At 56.5% G+C, this 16,239-nt stretch carries 19 protein-coding genes, 1 other RNA gene and 2 pseudogenes; 9 read left to right on the top strand and 13 right to left on the bottom strand.

Annotation, left to right across the window (positions count from 1 at the left end):
• Window positions 1-204 precede the first annotated feature (204 nt).
• The 6 genes and pseudogenes from IQ241_RS10215 to IQ241_RS10190 all read left to right on the top strand — a co-directional run.
• Window positions 205-399 carry a hypothetical protein gene (locus tag IQ241_RS10215; RefSeq protein WP_193906664.1) on the top strand — a complete coding sequence of 65 codons (195 nt, stop codon included), beginning with the start codon at window positions 205-207 and terminating at the stop codon, window positions 397-399.
• Window positions 400-439: 40 nt separating this feature from the next.
• Window positions 440-2,479 (top strand): hypothetical protein, encoded by a 2,040-nt coding sequence (locus IQ241_RS10210; RefSeq protein ID WP_193906662.1) that lies wholly within the window; start codon window positions 440-442, stop codon window positions 2,477-2,479.
• A 111-nt stretch (window positions 2,480-2,590) separates the two neighbouring features.
• Window positions 2,591-2,959: a hypothetical protein gene (locus IQ241_RS10205; RefSeq protein ID WP_193906660.1), complete on the top strand. Its 369-nt coding sequence runs from the start codon at window positions 2,591-2,593 to the stop codon at window positions 2,957-2,959.
• A gap of 216 nt (window positions 2,960-3,175) precedes the next feature.
• Entirely contained in the window at window positions 3,176-3,544 is a 369-nt protein-coding gene (locus IQ241_RS10200; RefSeq protein WP_193906659.1) for a hypothetical protein, read from the top strand.
• A pseudogene (locus IQ241_RS25495) lies at window positions 3,507-3,870 on the top strand (hypothetical protein); the annotation flags it as partial. The gene IQ241_RS10200 and the pseudogene IQ241_RS25495, both read left to right, overlap by 38 nt.
• Window positions 3,871-3,897: 27 nt before the next feature.
• Window positions 3,898-4,194 (top strand): annotated as a pseudogene (locus tag IQ241_RS10190) (IS4 family transposase); the annotation flags it as partial.
• Between the two features lie 89 nt (window positions 4,195-4,283).
• On the opposite strand, the gene ssrS reads toward IQ241_RS10190, so the two are convergent.
• From ssrS to IQ241_RS10165, 5 genes are all read right to left on the bottom strand, one after another.
• Window positions 4,284-4,467: non-coding RNA, 6S RNA (gene ssrS / locus IQ241_RS10185), on the bottom strand.
• A gap of 95 nt (window positions 4,468-4,562) precedes the next feature.
• Window positions 4,563-5,738 carry a 5-(carboxyamino)imidazole ribonucleotide synthase gene (locus IQ241_RS10180; RefSeq protein WP_193906656.1) on the bottom strand — a complete coding sequence of 392 codons (1,176 nt, stop codon included), beginning with the start codon at window positions 5,736-5,738 and terminating at the stop codon, window positions 4,563-4,565.
• Between the two features lie 304 nt (window positions 5,739-6,042).
• On the bottom strand, window positions 6,043-6,645 hold the full coding sequence (locus tag IQ241_RS10175) for an ATP-dependent Clp protease proteolytic subunit (protein ID WP_193906655.1): 603 nt from the start codon (window positions 6,643-6,645) through the stop codon (window positions 6,043-6,045).
• A 133-nt stretch (window positions 6,646-6,778) separates the two neighbouring features.
• Window positions 6,779-7,429: an ATP-dependent Clp protease proteolytic subunit gene (locus tag IQ241_RS10170; RefSeq protein WP_193906654.1), complete on the bottom strand. Its 651-nt coding sequence runs from the start codon at window positions 7,427-7,429 to the stop codon at window positions 6,779-6,781.
• 20 nt (window positions 7,430-7,449) lie between these two features.
• Window positions 7,450-8,139 carry an ATP-dependent Clp protease proteolytic subunit gene (locus IQ241_RS10165; RefSeq protein ID WP_193906652.1) on the bottom strand — a complete coding sequence of 230 codons (690 nt, stop codon included), beginning with the start codon at window positions 8,137-8,139 and terminating at the stop codon, window positions 7,450-7,452.
• 148 nt (window positions 8,140-8,287) lie between these two features.
• On the opposite strand from IQ241_RS10165, the gene IQ241_RS10160 reads away from it, so the two are divergent.
• From IQ241_RS10160 to IQ241_RS10150, 3 genes are read left to right on the top strand one after another with little or no spacing between them, the layout of a single operon-like run.
• A complete protein-coding gene (locus IQ241_RS10160; protein ID WP_193906650.1) occupies window positions 8,288-9,523 on the top strand; it encodes a vWA domain-containing protein in 1,236 nt (411 codons plus the stop codon).
• A 5-nt stretch (window positions 9,524-9,528) separates the two neighbouring features.
• Window positions 9,529-10,578 (top strand): dipeptide epimerase, encoded by a 1,050-nt coding sequence (locus IQ241_RS10155; RefSeq protein ID WP_193906648.1) that lies wholly within the window; start codon window positions 9,529-9,531, stop codon window positions 10,576-10,578.
• A complete protein-coding gene (locus tag IQ241_RS10150; RefSeq protein ID WP_193906646.1) occupies window positions 10,565-11,629 on the top strand; it encodes a DUF1611 domain-containing protein in 1,065 nt (354 codons plus the stop codon). The genes IQ241_RS10155 and IQ241_RS10150 overlap by 14 nt, the downstream gene beginning before the upstream one ends.
• On the opposite strand, the gene infA is transcribed toward IQ241_RS10150, so the two are convergent.
• The 8 genes from infA to rpsH form a co-directional block, all read right to left on the bottom strand.
• Complete coding sequence (gene infA, locus IQ241_RS10145; protein WP_006276978.1) at window positions 11,604-11,828, bottom strand: translation initiation factor IF-1; 225 nt, start codon at window positions 11,826-11,828, stop codon at window positions 11,604-11,606. The genes IQ241_RS10150 and infA overlap by 26 nt on opposite strands.
• 112 nt (window positions 11,829-11,940) lie before the next feature.
• Window positions 11,941-12,495, bottom strand: a complete 555-nt coding sequence (locus tag IQ241_RS10140; RefSeq protein WP_193906644.1) for an adenylate kinase — start codon at window positions 12,493-12,495, stop codon at window positions 11,941-11,943.
• Entirely contained in the window at window positions 12,495-13,805 is a 1,311-nt protein-coding gene (gene secY / locus IQ241_RS10135; protein ID WP_193906642.1) for a preprotein translocase subunit SecY, read from the bottom strand. The genes IQ241_RS10140 and secY overlap by 1 nt, the downstream gene beginning before the upstream one ends.
• Window positions 13,806-13,851: 46 nt before the next feature.
• Entirely contained in the window at window positions 13,852-14,304 is a 453-nt protein-coding gene (rplO, locus tag IQ241_RS10130; RefSeq protein ID WP_193906639.1) for a 50S ribosomal protein L15, read from the bottom strand.
• 10 nt (window positions 14,305-14,314) lie between these two features.
• Window positions 14,315-14,836 (bottom strand): 30S ribosomal protein S5, encoded by a 522-nt coding sequence (rpsE, locus tag IQ241_RS10125; protein ID WP_193906637.1) that lies wholly within the window; start codon window positions 14,834-14,836, stop codon window positions 14,315-14,317.
• 28 nt (window positions 14,837-14,864) lie between these two features.
• Complete coding sequence (rplR, locus tag IQ241_RS10120) at window positions 14,865-15,221, bottom strand: 50S ribosomal protein L18 (protein WP_193906635.1); 357 nt, start codon at window positions 15,219-15,221, stop codon at window positions 14,865-14,867.
• Window positions 15,222-15,224: 3 nt separating this feature from the next.
• Window positions 15,225-15,764 (bottom strand): 50S ribosomal protein L6, encoded by a 540-nt coding sequence (gene rplF / locus IQ241_RS10115; RefSeq protein ID WP_193906633.1) that lies wholly within the window; start codon window positions 15,762-15,764, stop codon window positions 15,225-15,227.
• Between the two features lie 56 nt (window positions 15,765-15,820).
• On the bottom strand, window positions 15,821-16,222 hold the full coding sequence (rpsH, locus tag IQ241_RS10110) for a 30S ribosomal protein S8 (RefSeq protein WP_193906631.1): 402 nt from the start codon (window positions 16,220-16,222) through the stop codon (window positions 15,821-15,823).
• Window positions 16,223-16,239 lie beyond the last annotated feature (17 nt).

Below are 16,239 nucleotides of genomic sequence, written 5' to 3'. Positions count from 1 at the left end.
TACCCATGTTTTGAACTTGTTAGGGTGACGATACATGGCTCTGGGCTCTGCCGCAGAGCTTTTTGTTTGTTGTGCTTATTGATACATCCTTGCCAAGCGCTTTTTGTCCCGCTTTAAGTTGATACCCCATCCCACTTTTGCAATAAGCACAAATGCCTAACGCTTAAGTCCTTGTATCAGCAGCTTTGAAAAGCTGTCTCAAATTTGGACTTACAAGACTGGGATGCACTCAGAAGAAACGGCGTTCAAGAATCGCATCGCCAATCTCTGGACTCGCATCGGCTACGTTGCCCTAATGCCCAACACCGGCATCGAGACGCTACGCCTGAAGAGCGCAAGCGGCTGCTCGACTTTGAGGAGAACTTGCTGGCAGCCACGGCGCTGACGGACCGAGTTTAGGGGCTATGGGTTAAAGGAAGACGCGCTGCTGCTCGGGGAAATGGCGCAGTTAGGACGGGTCTATGCGGCACTCAACCCGCAGCTGAAGGAAAAGCCTGCTGAGGGTGGCTCAGCACCTCCACCCCTGCCGCCGGAGAAGCCCGATGCGCTGCTGCTGACGACCACTTACAGCTATCTGGCTGAAGACTATGTGGCAATCGAGTCACGCCTGAAGCAGCTGGGCTACAACGTCATCACCAAGAACTCTGGCGACTTTACTCAGGCCGATGTCGATGGCATGGAGCTAATCGTCGCAGCGGACTACAGCGGCCCGATTAAGCTCGACTTTGCTGGTCTGGAGATGCCGGTCGTGGTCCTCGATAACCGCAAGCTTGACCCGCTGGCGCTGGCGGCTGCCTCGAAGGCGGTCGTATCGGGGCCGGTGTGGATTGATGCGCCAGGCTACCTGACGACTGAGCGGTTCATGGGTGAGCTGGTGCTGAGCAAAGAGGATGTGCTAGATAGGACGATGACTTTGCTCAACCCGACGACGCTTGACCTCAACGTCGGTGTCAAGTCGTTCTTGGGCGGGCTGAGCTATTCGCCGATCTATGCCAGCGTGCAGGAAGGTTCGCTCTTGAGCGGGCAGGCAAGCGATGGACGACGGGTGGCGTTCATTGGCTTTGTGGATTCGTTTGCCTACCTGAACGATGCGGGCTTGCAGGCTTTTGATGCCGGGGTCAAGTGGTCTGCTAATTTGAAAGAACCGGAGGAACCAAATGAGCCAAAAGTACCGGAAGTACCAAGCGGAGGCACAGATACCGAATTTGACTACAACTTCTTCCTAAGCACACTTTGGCGTTCTGAAGGTAAAGAGGCTTTTGATAAAGCTACTGCTGAACTGGACACACTTTTAGATGAGTTCAACAGCTCTGATGAGATAGTTGAATGGCTCAACTTTGAGCAGATCTTGCTGAACGCACTAGGCCAAGACGCTGAAACAAAAGAAGCATTTTCAGACGAAAAAGTTGCAGTTAGATATGCTGACTGGGCTGTTCTGTACTCACAAGCAAAACTTCAAGAAAAGCCCTACGTCATTGCAAATGATATTGGTCTGTTTGACGACCTCTGGAATGCTCGCAACTCAAGCTTCGGAGAAAATCTGCAAGTTAGCATATCTGAAATGCTCAAACAGTCTGTAGAAATAGCCCAAAGTATAATTCCACAACCTGACCCAACTGCTTGCGCATTCATTGACTGCTCAGATACAGAAGTTCCACGTGTAGTGCAGGATATTGGCATCGGAGTAGCAGCTTTTCTGATCACGATACCTTTCCCAGTTGTTGGGGTCGTTCTCGGTGGCCTTTCGGCAGGATTAAACATTGGCCAGGCAATAACAGGTGAAGACCTTGCTGGCAATGAACTAACTTTAAGGGAGCGGATTGAAAAAGCCACGACAGGTGTTGCTGAAGGTACGTTGGAGTTAATAGCTCTTTCTGAAGGCCGCAGACTATTCTCTAGCGTTGTTGAGCGACTGAGAGGATTATCTCGCACAGGCGAACTAACTGAGGAAACTGCATCGATAGCTGTCAGAGATGCACTCAGTAGAGTTGACGATATTTTAGGATATCCGACAAGAAGTTTAGGCGCTGAGTTCAATAACCTTGAAGTAGTTCTGAGAGCTGACCCTGAGCTGGTTACAGACCTGGGTCAGCGGATAGGTACGAATCGATTTTCAGCAGGCGACATTGCTAGAATTCGTCGTGCTCCTGAAGGAGTTGCTCCTGAGAGCGGTATCGTTTTTCTAGAGATTGGAACGACAAGAGCCGAGGCTAGAGCTCTTGGTAGGGAAGGAGGAGCTGGATTACGCCATATACTAGAAGAGCATGCAAGGGATTTTGCCAACGCAAATCCTCCAATTCCAGTTGAGAAGATTCCTGATGCCGTAATGGTTGCAGTGACTGAGGGACAAGTAGTTGGAAGGCAAGGTGCTAGTAGAAACATTTATGAATTCTTTTTCGAAGGAAGAAGGCACAGGATGGCGGTTGAGGTAGGGAGTAATGGATTTATTGTTGGAGCCAATCCAAGAGAACTACCATGAAGTATGCTAAAGTCACGATGTTTAACTGAGCAATAGTTTATTTTGGGAGGTTTTCTCAAAGATCTCGCGCTTAGCATTGAATTAAACAAACCATCTGGAGGAGTTGCTAGAATGTCACGGAGAATTAAGCTACAGGCCGATTATAGTTCTTCACCGCTTTGGGATGTAGATAACCCAGATAATCTTTCGCTAGAAACTTTCAATCTGTCCGATGAGCTACGCGCTCGTTTGGAAAGGTGGGCTGAAGAGTATGACCAAAGGCTAAATCGAGATAATCCGGGTGATAAGACCCCTGCTCCACCTGAAGTCATAAAAGCTGTAAAAGCAAGGGCGAAAGCCTTTGATAAAGAGGGAGCTCTTATGTGGCTTGAGCTACGAAAAGAGCTGAAGGGGGAGTACGAGGTTGGCTATTTTTTAAGTGGTTATGGTATACTCACCGATCCAAAGGAGCTTGAGCAGTTTGATTTCTGGAAGTCGTAGCTATTCTGACGAGGCCAATTCTTTCGCCGTAGTAAGGTCTTGCTCAACTGACTGGCGGAAGACTATGTCGCTATCGAGTCACGCCTGAAGCAGCAGGGCTACAACGTCATCACCAAGAACTCCGAGGAGTTTACCTGGTTCGATGCTGAAGGCATGGAGCTGATTGTCGCTGCTGACTATAGCGGTCCCATCAATCTCGAATTCGCAGGTCTACAGGTGCCGGTCGTAGTTCTCGATAACCGTAAGCTCGATGACCAAGCGCTAGCCGCTGCATCGAAGACGGTCGTATCGAGTCCAGTGTGGATTGATGCCTCTGGCTACCTGGGTGCCGAACACTTCGAGGGTGAGCTAGTACTGCGCAAGGAAGATGCACCGGATCAGACCGTGACTTTGGTGAATCCGACGACAGTTGACCTGAACCTGAGCGTCAAGTCGTTCTTAGGCGGGCTGAGCTACTCGCCCATCTACACCAACGTGCAAGAAGATGCGTACTATGACGGGCAGGTGCCTGAAGCACGGCGGGTGGCATTCATTGGCTTTGTGGACGACGATGCGAGACAAGCGTGCCCCGGGTTGTTCGGCTAAGTCAGCTGAAAAAGTCCCCGCTCAAGGCTATCGACTCCAAGCCCAGCTGGAGCGCCAAGCTAAGACGGAAGACCATTGAAATGGTCTATACCCTGGCCGAACGCAAGCTGCGCCAAGCCCTTGAGACGCATCACCAAACTGTCCTCGACTAGCGCAAACGCCCTACTGCCAATCCGACGTTTCGCTGGATTATGCAAAGGTGTCAAGGCATTCATCGCGTCTTCATTGATGGCCGGCGGCTGATCAGCAATCTCGATGATGAGCGCCGTCGGATTATTCATCTCCTTGGCCCTCCTGACGAGCGCTATTACTATGCCTCTCCTTAATTGTTTATCAACCTGCGGAATGTAGGTTACTCAATTGTGGTTTGGCGTCTGATGTGGCTGACTTACCACGCCAGAGTTGCCCCAGATGACGCTTGTGACGCCATCTTGAAAACCCCAGAATGGCGATTGCTCAGGCGTCGGTTTGAGCCGAAAAACCGTTCCAAAAAGCCGCCTATTGTCCGTCAGGCGGTGCGCTGGATTGCCCAACTCGGTGGCTTCTTAGCTCGCAAGCGAGATGGTGAACCGGGCTTGAAGACGCTTTGGTGCGGATTGGGAGTGCTCCATCATTTGCTCGAAGGTGTGCAACTCGCCGCCAAACGCTGACCCCCATCCCCATCAGGACGCCTTTTGCCTAATGATGGGTAGAAAGAGCGGGCATTAAGCGTTTGAAGCAGAGATGGGTAAAAAATAGATAGCCAACCGCAGCGCCGTCTTACCTCAGTTTTTGACCTGGGTAAACCAGGTGGGAACCAAGGCCACTGGCTTATAGTTTCCGAGAACAAGCCCGGTATACTGCCGCCAGGGCATCTCAGTCCCCTTAAGTGAAAAGCATAGATCAGAAAACGTTGTTGGCAGTCACCAACGCCGCAGTTGGACTGCCAACATCATAGCGAACCTCGACCGCCAAGCGGCAAGGGGGAAATGATAGATAAGCTTAGAGGGTACCGGGCTGAGCGATTAAAAATTCAAATTTAAGCCGGGGTTGGATACCAGAGAGACTCGACCGTTTGAATCAGCGCATCTATGTCAGCTCGGGGCTGCGCCCTGTCTGTAACCAGGGTCACATGGCCCAGCTTGCGACCCGGTCGCGACTGGGTTTTTCCATACCAGTAGACATGGGCATTGGGCAGGGCCGCGATCGCGCTTCGCTGTTCAGCATAGTCCCCGGTTGCCGTTTCATAGCCTAGCAGGTTCACCATCACCGCCTCAGCCCAGGTCATCTCGACGCTGCCCAACGGCAGGCCGCAGACCGCCCGCAGCTGCTGCTCAAACTGGGACGTTTCACAGGCATCCAGCGTATAGTGGCCCGAATTGTGCGTTCGGGGCGCAATTTCGTTGATTAGCACCTGCTGCTCAGCGGTGAGGAAAAGCTCAATCCCAAACAGCCCGACGACGCCCAGGGTGCTGAGTAGCCGAGTCGCAATCTGCTCAACCTGCTGCGCCACCGTCACCGTCACCGCCGCCGGGGCAATCACCCGCTGGCAGACCTGGTTGACCTGCTGGGTTTCTACGACGGGATAGACCCGGACTTCGCCGGAACGCGATCGCGCTGCCATCACGGCTAGCTCCTGCTCAAAGGGAACGAAGGCTTCTAGCATCAGCGGCGGGTAGCCCAGCTGCTGCCAGGTTGCCGCCACGGCGTCAGCATCTTTTAGAATGAAGGTTCCCTGACCGTCGTAGCCGTGGCGGCGAGTTTTTAAGACCAGGGGCAGACCGACTGCGGCGATTCGGGCGGCAAGTTCAGGCAGGTCAGCCTTGCCGTCTAAAGCGACGAAGGGTGGCGTCGGCAGGCCGATCTTTTGGCAGTATTGGCGCTGGTCATATTTGTCGAGCAATGGGGCCAGGCAGTCGAGCTGGGGGTAGAAGCAATCCAGGGATAGCGATCGCAGCCCCGGCAGGTCAATAAATTCGTTTTCAAAGGTAATGACGTCGCACTGTTTAGCCAGCCGGGCCGTGGTGGCGATGTCCGTAATTGGGGCGAGGAGGGTTTGAGCTGCGATCGCCACCGCCGGGTCATCGGGCTTGGGCGTCTGCACCCACAGGTCGATGCCTAGATATTCTGCTGCGGCAGCCATCATCCAGGCTAGCTGGCCGCCGCCGATGACGCCGACTCGAATGTTTCTAGCGGGTTCACCGGATGCTGCCATGGTTTAGGCCCTGATTACCAAACCCTATTGTTTCATACCCGCCTTACCGGGCGACAAATGCGCAAAAAAAAGCCCGACCAGGTCGGACTTGGGTTCCATAGAGATTAAAAGTTGAATTTAGAGCGGGTTTTATAGCGGTGTTAAAGGGTCGGGAGCTAATACTCACCGGGCCGCCCAGCCTAGAGCATTTCTGCGAAAGAAACGCGCCCATGCGGACTAACCATGCAGTAACGATAGTCATCTAATCTCAGCCTGACTGTTATATAGATGACAGTTTTTGCTTTTTGTTAGCTTTAGCCCGCGCTTATGTGGCAATCCGCTCTTCGATCACCCGATCGATCAGACCATACGCTTTGGCCTCTTGAGCTGACATAAAGTTGTCGCGATCGGTATCCTTCTCGACCTGCTCGACCGGCTGGCCCGAATGCTCAGCCATCAGCTCGTTCAGCTGGCGTCTGACCTGGATAATGCGAGTCGCCTCGATCTCAATGTCGGTGGCCTGCCGCCGCCCGACGCCGCCTAACGGCTGGTGGATCATAATCCGCGAGTGGGGTAGGGCCAAGCGCTTACCCTTGGTGCCTGCCGTCAGCAGAAAGGCCCCCATCGAAGCGGCCAGGCCAACGCAGATGGTGACGACTTCTGACTTGATGTGCTGCATCGTGTCGTAGATCGCCATCCCCGCCGTTACCGAGCCGCCCGGCGAGTTGATGTAGAGGTAGATCGGCTTGGAGGGATCGTCCGAGTCTAGATAGAGCATGTAGGCGACGATGGCGTTGGCAATGCCGTCATCGACTTCTTCGGTGAGAAAGATGATTCGCTCGCGAAAGAGCCGTTCGTAAATGCTAATCCACTGCTCGTAGGAGCTGCCGGGGAGGCGGTAGGGGACGCTGGGAGTTCCGATAGGCATGGGTCTAGTGGGTAAAGAGTAAAGAGGGCAGGGAGTGATCGAGTGATCGAGTTGGGGAGTGATGGGGTAGTCAGGGCTTGGTTCCCATGCCCTGACAGAATGACGGGTGATGGGAAAGAGTAACAGGGGAAGGTCAGGTAGCAATCGCGGTTGGGGTTTCGACTACCCGGTCGATCAGGCCGTAGTCTTTGGCTTCCTGGGGCGATAGGTAGAACATGCGCTCCATATCTTTGGCGATGCGGTCTTTGGGCTGGCCGGTGGTTTCAGCCAGAATATCGAGCACTAGGGACTGCTTGGCAAGTACCTCTTGGGCATTCAGCTGAATATCTGTAGCCTGTCCCTGGGAGAGGCTTTGGGGATGGGTGAGGGCAATGCTGGCGTGGGGCAGCGCCGCTCGCTTACCTTTGACGCCAGCCGATAGCAGCACTGCCGACATGCCAACGGCCTGGCCCAGACAAATCGTCACCAGCTCCGACTTGATGTGCTGTAGGGTGTCGTAAATTGCTAGCCCAGCCATAATCGACATCATGCCGACGGTGTCGTCTGCCATGCCCGCCATTACCGGGTCGCCGATGGAGTTGATATAGAGATAGATCGGCTTAGTCGAGTCGTCGGAGTCTAGATAGAGCATGGCCGAAACTAACGAGTTGGCCAGACTGTCGGTCAGGGGCTGATTCAAAAAGAGAATCCGCTCCTGACTCATCCGGGTAAAGATATTCACCCACTGCCAGGCGCGGCTGCCCGGCAGATTGTAGGGAACGCGTAAAACGCCGTCAACAGGCATAGTTAAAAATCGCAGATAGGTTAGGCAACGCCAGCGGGAATTTGCTTCGGTAGTTCTTTAGTACTTTCCAGAACCCGATCAATCAGGCCGTATTCTTTGGCCTCTGGCGGCGTTAGGTAGAACATCCGATCGGTGTCCTTATCCAACTTTTCGGGCGTCTGGCCCGTATTGCGAGACAGAATGTCCAGCGCTGCTGTCTTATTGGCCAGTACTTCTTTGGCCCGAATCTGAATATCTGTAGCCTGGCCCCGAGCGCCGGTGCGCGGCTGGTTCAGGACGATCGTCGCGTGGGGCAGGCTGGCCCGCGAGCCCTTGGTGCCAGCGGAAAGGATCATCGCTGCGGTGCCCATAGCCTGGCCCAGACAGATGGTGTGAACCGGAGGACGAATATAACTAAGCGTGTCGCAGATGGCAAAGGCTTCGGTTTCAAATCCGATTGAGTCGCCGGTATACCAGGAAGTGCCCGTAGAGTTGATGTAGAAGAAAATAGGCTTGTCGGGATCGTCAAACTCTAGGTAGAGCAGCTGGGCGATAATCAGCTTGGTGACATCGACTCCCATCTGCCGCTTGAAGTCGTCTGACGAAACCAGTGGCGTCCCCAGATAAACAATCCGCTCCTTGAGCAGCAGGGATTGCAAATCGGGCGGCGGCGTCCGGTAGGACGCGTCTCCGTAATAGGGGGCCTGGACGGCCTTAATCGGGGAACTCATATGCGGCTTTCTACGGTTGCACTATGCTTTCCATAGTAGCTTGTAGGAGAACTGGCCTGTCGCTCAGGGCGGTGGCGGATAACCCCACCCGTGGACTCGTTCAGACTTGCTTTAACTGCCGCTTGAAACTGCCAGGAGATGATCAGCTATGAATGTGGGTCTAGAGTGGGCGCTCAGCGACTCCCATATTCCCTCAGGCCAGGCCAGCAGCCAGCGCCAGCTGGCGGTATCGGTGTCGGCCCTGCCAGCGGCGGATAGCCACCGGGCACCCCTCAACCTCTGCCTGGTGCTCGACCGCAGCGGCTCAATGGGCGGTTCGCCGCTGCAGACGGTAAAGCAGGCGGCCCGCCAGGTAATTGACCGGCTCTCGCCGCGCGATCGCATCTCCATCATCAGCTTTGACCACCGGGCCGAAGTGCTGGTGGAAAATCAGCCCGTCCAGGACCCGGCGGCAATCGGCCAGCAGCTGGATAAACTCAGGGCCGGGGGCGGCACCGCGATCGACGTCGGCCTCAAGGCAGGCATTACAGAAGTTGCCAAGGGCAAGCAGGATGCGGTCTCGCAGATCTTTCTGCTGACCGATGGCGAAAATGAGCACGGTGACAACGACCGCTGTCTGCGGCTGGCCCAGGTGGCGACCGAGTACGGGCTGACCCTGAGCAGCCTGGGCTTTGGCGACCACTGGAATCAGGACGTGCTGGAGCAGATTGCCGACGCTGGGGGTGGCAGCCTCAGCTACATTCAGCAGCCCGAGGCGGCGATCGCGACCTTTAGCCAGCTATTCACCCGTGCTCAGTCGGTGGGGCTGACCAATGCCTACCTCACCCTGTCGCTGCTGCCCGGCGTGCGGCTGGCCGAGCTCAAGCCGGTGGCCCAGGTGCTACCCGAGACGGTCGAGCTGGCGGCGATTTTGGAGGCCAATCAGGCGACGGTGCGGCTTGGCGACCTAATGGCCAAGCCCCGGGTAGTGCTGGTCAACTTCTACATTGACCAGCAGCCCCCCGGCCAGCAGATGATTTTGCAGCTCCAGGTGCAGTACGACGACCCGACCCAGGGCGCTACCGGCCTCCAGTCTGATCTGGCGTTTGTCCAGGTGCTGGCGCAGGAGTACTATCAGCCGACGGTCAACCCCGAGGTGCAGGCCCATATTTTTGCCCTGGCCAAGTATCGCCAGACCCAGATTGCCGAGTTCAGGCTGCAGGCAGGCGACCGGCAGGGAGCGTTAACGCTGCTCCAGTCGGCAGCTCAGACGGCCCTGCAGATGGGCGACCAGAATGCCGCGACGGTTTTGCAGGAAAACGTCACCCGGCTGCAGGCGGGGGATGAGCTGTCGGCGCGCGATCGCAAAAAAACGCGCATCGTTTCAAAAACGCAGCTCCAGTAGCCCCTATGGATATCCGAATTCAGCCTTTCACGGTGCATAAGCGGGTGCCGCTGACCATCAGCCGTGGCACCACCGCCGGTTCGACTAACCTCTGGCTGCGGCTGAGCGCCGACGGCATTGAGGGCTGGGGCGAGGCTTCGCCCTTTTCGGTGGGGCCAGATAGCCAGACGACCGAGCTGATTTCAGCCCAGCTCCAGCAGCTAGAGCAGCCGCTGCGATCGCTGCATCCGCTTCAGGCTCAGGCCATTGATAATCTGCTAGATCAGGTCCAGGCTTTCTCCGCCGTCCGGGCGGCGATTGACCTGGCCTGCCATGACTGGCTGGGAAAGCGGGTGGGGCTGCCCCTATGGCAGCTCTGGGGACTGGAGCGGCAGCGAATTGGCCCGACGGCGGTGACCGTTGGCATCGGTTCGGCAGCGGCGGCCTGCGACCGGCTGCAAAAGTGGCAGCAGCAGGTGCCGGTGCGCTCAGTGAAAATTAAGCTGGGCAGTCCCGCCGGGATTGCCGCCGACCAGACAATGTTTTCAGCGCTACTGTCCCAGCTGCCAGAAGGTGTAAAAGTCAGTATTGACGCAAACGGCGGCTGGTCTCTAGCCGATGCAATCACGATGGCAGAATGGCTGGCCGACCGCGGCGTCACCTATCTAGAGCAGCCCCTGGCCGCCGCCGATGATGGCCTGCTGCCGCAGCTCTACGCGCGATCGCCGCTGCCCCTATTTGTCGATGAAAGCTGCTTTACCAGTGCCGATATTCCGCCGCTGGCGGGCTGCGTCCACGGTATCAATATTAAACTGATGAAGTCGGGCGGGCTGAGCGAGGCCCGGCGGATGATCCACACGGCCCGGGCCTGCGGCCTGCAAGTGATGTTTGGCTGCTATTCGGATAGCGCGATCGCCAATACGGCCCTGGCCCACCTGTCGCCGCTGGCTGACCACCTCGACCTCGATAGCCACCTCAACCTCAGCGACGATCCGTTCATCGGGGCCGAGCTGCGGGACGGGCGGCTGATTCCCCCTGATGCTCCTGGCCTGGGTTGTCACCATGCAGACGCCTAAACTGACGCCTGATTTACGGATTGCGATTTTGCTCCACCACGGCCTCACCGGGGCCAAGGGCAAAACCGGCATCTCCCTGCTGCGCTATAGCGAAAACCCGATTGTCGCCGTGATCGACGAAAGCGCCGAGGGTCAGTCAGTGCCGGAGCTGACCGGGATTCAGCGGCAGGTACCCATCGTGGATTCGGTACGGGCGGCGCTGGCCTATCAGCCCGACGTGCTAGCCATCGGCCTGGCTCCCTCTGGTGGGATTTTACCGGAACCCTGGTACGCCGAAGTAGAGCAGGCGGTCAGCGCCGGTCTGTCGGTGATGAACGGCCTGCATACACGCATGGCCCAGGAGCCAGCCCTGGCCGACCAGGTCGGAGAATCGCAGTGGATTTGGGATATTCGCCAGGAGCCGCCAGGCCTCAGTGTTGGCTCTGGCCGCGCCCGGCAGCTGGCCTGCCGCCGTGTGCTGACGGTGGGGACGGATATGGCCGTGGGAAAAATGTCGGCCAGCATCGAGCTGGATCGGGCCAGCCGCCGCAGCGGGCTGCGCTCTAAGCTGATTGCTACCGGGCAAACCGGGCTGATGCTCGGGGCTGACGGTATTTCCCTAGACGCGATACGGGTAGACTTCGCCAGTGGAGCGGTGGAGCAGCTGATGCTGAACCACGGTGCCGATCACGATGTGCTCTACGTTGAGGGGCAGGGCTCGCTGATGAATCCGGCTTCGACCGCCACTTTGCCACTGCTGCGGGGCTGTCAGCCGACTCACCTAGTTCTGGTCCACAAGGCTAACCTTAGCCATATTCAGCACTTTCCTGAGTTCAAAATTCCACCGCTCGATCAGGTGATTCAGGTCTACGAAGCGCTGGCAAGCGCGGCAGGCACCTTTGACTTGGCCCCGGTAGCCGGGATTGCCCTGAATACGTTTGGGCTCAGTGAAGCGGAAGCCCAGACCGCCATTCAGTCCATTTGCGAATCGACCGGCAGGCCCTGCGCAGACGTAGTCCGCTTTGGGGCTGAGCCACTGCTAGAAGCTATTTTTTCCGTAGGCGATAGGTAATGCGTCCCTTGGTCAGGTCGTAGGGGGTAAGTTCTACCTTGACGCGATCACCCGGCAGAATCTTGATATAGTTTCGGCGGATCTTGCCCGAAATATGGGCCAGCACGTTAAAGCCGTTATCCAGATCAACTCGGAACATGGCATTAGGGAGGGATTCGGTGACGGTCCCTTCCATTTCAATTAGGTCTTGCTTAGACAATGAGTCCTTCCTCACATTCAATAAAAATCATAGGTAGCATGGCAAAGCCACCCGTAACAGCCTAACAAACCATAGTAACAACCATCTATGGCTGTAGGTAGGGTTACCGAAGCTATGCCTGCATGGTCTTAACTAGGTCAGCAGTGACGTCCTCAGGCGGGCGATCGCCGTCAATCGAAACCAGCTGGTGCCGACCCTCGTAAAGCTCAATTAGCGGCTTCGTTTGTTCAGCGTAGACTTCGAGGCGATTGCGAATTACCGCTTCCGTATCGTCTTCTCGTCCTCGGGCTAGCAGCCGCTCAATCAAAACCGGGTTAGGCACTTCTAAATTAATGACGACCTGGCAGGGCTGCTCGATTTCTTCGAGCAGCTGGTCTAGAAACTTGGCCTGTTCAAGATTGCGGGGAAAACCGTCCAAAATCCAGCCGTTCTCCGTATCGGGCTGGGTAAGCCGTTCGCGGATCAGATCCAGCATTAGGTCGTCCGGAACGAGCTCCCCAGCATTCATATAAAACTCAGCTTTTTTGCCTAGTTCAGTATGCTGATCGACAGCGTCTCGTAAGATGGCACCGGTCGAAATATGGGGGACATCGCAGCTTTCAGATAGGATGCTGGCCTGGGTTCCCTTGCCCGCTCCCGGTGGGCCTAAAAAGATGAGTCGGGTCACTACTGCTTCACCATCCCTTCGTATCGCTGGGAGATGACGTAGGTCTGGATCTGCTTGGCCGTATCGATTGCGACCCCCACCAGAATCAGCAGAGAAGTCGCCCCGAGCCCCTGAAAGGTCTGCACTCGGGTGGCGCTTTCAACGAAGCTAGGCACCACCGCTACCAGTCCGAGGAAAATCGCTCCGAGGAAGGTCAGCCGATTCAGCACCCGGCTGATATACTCCGTGGTCGCTTTGCCGGGTCGAATGCCAGGAATACTCGCGCCCATTTTCTTCAGGTTTCGGGACATGTCTTCTGGGTTGACGACCAGCGACGCATAGAAGTAGCTGAAGAAGACGATCATGAACAAATAAATGCCAATGTAAAGCGGCGATGTGGGTCGAAAGTAACGTGCCATGAACTCAGCAAAGGCTGGGTTTGGAATGTACTGCACCAGTGACAGCGGCAACACCAGCACCGCCGAAGCGAAAATAATTGGCATCACGCCGCCCTGGTTCAGCCGCAGCGGTAGGTAGTTGCTCTTTTCCAAGTACAGCTTGCGGCCAACCTGTCGCCGGGCTGAGACAATGGGAATGCGGCGCGTCCCCTCCTGGACAAAGACGATCCCGATAATCATCGCTAGGAACACCAGGAACAGGATGATGATGCCGCCGACAATACTGCGATCGCCGGTTTGGGCTAGGTCAAAAGTTTGCCCCAATAGCCTTGGCAGGGTCGATACAATATTCAAGAAAATCAGCAGCGAAGCCCCGTTGCCCACGCCGCGCTCGGTAATTAGCTCGCCGACCCACATCACGAACATAGAACCGGCGGTCAGCGCAATCACGGTCTCGATGACAAAGGGGATGCCCGGCTCATTGGCATAGGGTCGGAGCAAAAAGCTGGCGAGCATCGTGCTCTGAAAAATGGCCCAGCCAAAGGCGACATAGCGGGTCACCTGAGAAATCTTGCGCCGACCCGCCTCGCCTTCGTTTTTTTGCAGGTCTTCCAGGGCCGGGATCGCTGCGGTCAGCAGCTGCATGATAATCGAGGCGTTAATGAAGGGGAGAATCCCCAAGGCAAAGATGCCGACAAGGGAAAGGCCGCCACCTACAAAGATGTCAAGAAAGCCGAGGACACCGCCCGCACCGGTTTGAACAAACTGCGAAAAGGCGACCCGGTCTATCCCCGGAATGGGGATATAGACGCCCAGCCGAACTAAAATTAGCAGACCCACGGTGACCAGCAGGCGACTACGTAAACCGGCGGCCTGCGCCATTTGCAGAAACGTTTCCTGCGCGCTGGGCGACTTTCCTTGACTGACTACCATTACATCTCTCTAGCGACGTCTACTGCGATCCTGTCTCTATAGTAATCTACGGCTTGCTCACCACTTCGTAACTGCCGCCCGCCTCCTCAATTTTGGTCTGGGCTGAGCGGGTAAAGGCAGCCGCCTTGACGTTCAGTGAAACGAACAGTTCGCCGTTACCCAAAATCTTCAGCGGACCGTCACTGGTGGTCAAGATACCGGCCTCAAGCAAGGTCTCCAGAGTCACTTCGCTATCCGCTGCCAGATCGTTCAGGTCTTCGACGTTAATAATCGTATAGTTTTTTTGATTGACCAGTGGAAAATGCTTCAGCTTGGGAATGCGACGGTACAGCGGTAGCTGGCCCCCCTCAAAGCCCGGGCGAGTGCCCCGGCCCGAGCGAGACTTTTGACCTCGCATGCCGAAGCCGCAGCTGGCTCCCTGCCCAGCGGAAATTCCACGGCCCACCCGGCGGCGGCGACGTTTGGACCCCGGTTTCGGTCTGGCGTCTTCTAATCTCATCGTCTCTTCCTCAAGCGTACAGTTTTTCAATCGCAACGCCGCGCTCTTCGGCCACGTCGGATAGCGTGCGGAGCGAATCCAGGGCCTCTGCTGCGGCTCGGGCGTTGTTCAAGGGATTGTCGGAGCCCAGCTGCTTCGCTAGAATATTCCGTACCCCGGCCAGCTCTAGCACGGTGCGCACCGCACCCCCGGCGATTACCCCAGTTCCTGGGGCCGCAGGCCGCATGAAGACTCTCGCGCCCCCGGCTACGCCGGTGGAGGGGTGGGGAATTGAAAAGGATTTGTTCAGCGGCACATCGACGATATGCTTTTTGCCGTCGGCAACGCCTTTTTTAACCGCGCCAATCACGTCGCTGGCCTTGCCGACGCCGACGCCGACCTGTCCCTTCTCATTGCCCACGACGACGATGGCCCGAAAGCTTAGCTTTTTACCGCCCTTGACCACCTTGGTGACGCGGCGAATCTGGACGACTCGCTCCTGCCATTCGGAGTCCTTCTCGCGGCTCTTATTATTTTTACGACGGTTCGCCATAGCTCTATCTCGATTACAACCTTACTGCTTAAAAATCTAAACCTGCTTCCCGCGCCGCTTCGGCTAGGGCGGCGACGCGACCGTGGTAGAGCTTGCCGCCGCGGTCAAACACGACCTGAGACACGCCCTTCTCAATCGCCCGCTGGGCGATCAGCTTGCCGACCGCTGCCGAAGCCACCTGGGTCGAACCCTGGCCCTCGGTGACGTCTTTCTCCAGGGTAGACGCAGCAGCCAGAGTTTGGTGCTGCGTATCGTCTATCACCTGGGCATAGATATGCTGGTGGGAGCGAAAAACAGCCAGCCGGGGCCGCTCCGATGTCCCCTTAATCCGACGACGGATGCGCCCATGGCGGCGACGGGTGGATTCGCGACGAGTTGTTTTCATAGCTTACTTCTTACCTGCTTTACCAGCCTTACGTCTGACGACCTCGTCGGCATAGCGTACCCCTTTGCCTTTGTAGGGTTCCGGGGGGCGAGCCGCCCGGACTCTGGCGGCGGTGTTGCCGACGATTTCTTTATCAATACCCGATACGGTGACGTTGGTGTTGCCCTCCACCGCAAACTGAATCCCCGCCGGCGGGTCAAACTCGACCGGGTGGCTATAGCCCAGGTTCATGGTTAGCTTCTGGCCTTGGACGGCGGCCCGATAGCCGATGCCCTGGATCGCCAGCCGCTTTTCGTAGCCCTGGGAGACGCCCTGCACCATATTGGCCACCAGCGTCCTCGCCAGGCCGTGCCGCTGCCGCGCATTACGCGATTCATTTCGCCGCCGGACGACGATGGTACCCTCCTCCTGCTCGACTGAGATCTCCGGGGGGATTTCTCGGAATAGTTCGCCTTTCGGCCCTTTGACCGTCACCCGCTGGCCGTCAATCGTAACGGTCACCTGGCTGGGAACGACAATCGGCTGTTTGCCAATACGAGACATAGTTAACCTCCTAACCTAATCACTGCTGCCCAATCGCTGTGCTTGATAGCCGTGAGCTACCAAACGTAGCAGAGCACTTCGCCACCAACGCCCTGCCGCCGCGCATCGCGGTCGGTCATAATGCCGCTGGAGGTCGAGATGATGGCGATGCCGATGCCGCCGAGCACTCTGGGCAGATCCTTACGGTTCGAGTAGACTCGCAGCCCCGGCTTGCTCACGCGGGTCAGGTTGCGAATAATCGGTTCGCGGGTTTTTCCCTTGTACTTTAGGGTAATCGTCAGCGTTCGCCGAACGCCCTCTTGCCGGTCAGCCGTATCGACAATAAAGCCCTCTTCTTTGAGTACGGAAGCAATATTGCGGGTGACTTTCGTTGACGGGATATCCACCGTCTGGTGGCGCACAAGGGTAGCATTCCGAATGCGCGTCAGCATGTCTGAAATTGTATCGTTAGACGCCATAATCCTCTTTTTTGCTA

Source organism: Vasconcelosia minhoensis LEGE 07310 (assembly GCF_015207255.1).
Classification (GTDB): domain Bacteria; phylum Cyanobacteriota; class Cyanobacteriia; order Phormidesmidales; family Phormidesmidaceae; genus Vasconcelosia; species Vasconcelosia minhoensis.
The sequence above is the reverse complement of the archived record's forward strand: the minus strand, read 5'-3'. Positions and strand labels throughout refer to the sequence as shown.

Excerpts from the sequence above, each read along its gene's own strand:
- IQ241_RS10210 (WP_193906662.1), top strand. The coding sequence starts at position 440 with ATGGCGCAGTTAGGACGGGTCTATGCGGCACTCAACCCGCAGCTGAAG.
- IQ241_RS10205 (WP_193906660.1), top strand. The coding sequence starts at position 2,591 with ATGTCACGGAGAATTAAGCTACAGGCCGATTATAGTTCTTCACCGCTT.
- IQ241_RS10180 (WP_193906656.1), bottom strand. The coding sequence starts at position 5,738 with ATGGCAGCATCCGGTGAACCCGCTAGAAACATTCGAGTCGGCGTCATC.
- IQ241_RS10175 (WP_193906655.1), bottom strand. The coding sequence starts at position 6,645 with ATGCCTATCGGAACTCCCAGCGTCCCCTACCGCCTCCCCGGCAGCTCC.
- IQ241_RS10170 (WP_193906654.1), bottom strand. The coding sequence starts at position 7,429 with ATGCCTGTTGACGGCGTTTTACGCGTTCCCTACAATCTGCCGGGCAGC.
- IQ241_RS10165 (WP_193906652.1), bottom strand. The coding sequence starts at position 8,139 with ATGAGTTCCCCGATTAAGGCCGTCCAGGCCCCCTATTACGGAGACGCG.
- IQ241_RS10160 (WP_193906650.1), top strand. The coding sequence starts at position 8,288 with ATGAATGTGGGTCTAGAGTGGGCGCTCAGCGACTCCCATATTCCCTCA.
- IQ241_RS10155 (WP_193906648.1), top strand. The coding sequence starts at position 9,529 with ATGGATATCCGAATTCAGCCTTTCACGGTGCATAAGCGGGTGCCGCTG.
- IQ241_RS10150 (WP_193906646.1), top strand. The coding sequence starts at position 10,565 with ATGCAGACGCCTAAACTGACGCCTGATTTACGGATTGCGATTTTGCTC.
- secY (WP_193906642.1), bottom strand. The coding sequence starts at position 13,805 with ATGGTAGTCAGTCAAGGAAAGTCGCCCAGCGCGCAGGAAACGTTTCTG.
- rplO (WP_193906639.1), bottom strand. The coding sequence starts at position 14,304 with ATGAGATTAGAAGACGCCAGACCGAAACCGGGGTCCAAACGTCGCCGC.
- rpsE (WP_193906637.1), bottom strand. The coding sequence starts at position 14,836 with ATGGCGAACCGTCGTAAAAATAATAAGAGCCGCGAGAAGGACTCCGAA.
- rplR (WP_193906635.1), bottom strand. The coding sequence starts at position 15,221 with ATGAAAACAACTCGTCGCGAATCCACCCGTCGCCGCCATGGGCGCATC.
- rplF (WP_193906633.1), bottom strand. The coding sequence starts at position 15,764 with ATGTCTCGTATTGGCAAACAGCCGATTGTCGTTCCCAGCCAGGTGACC.
- rpsH (WP_193906631.1), bottom strand. The coding sequence starts at position 16,222 with ATGGCGTCTAACGATACAATTTCAGACATGCTGACGCGCATTCGGAAT.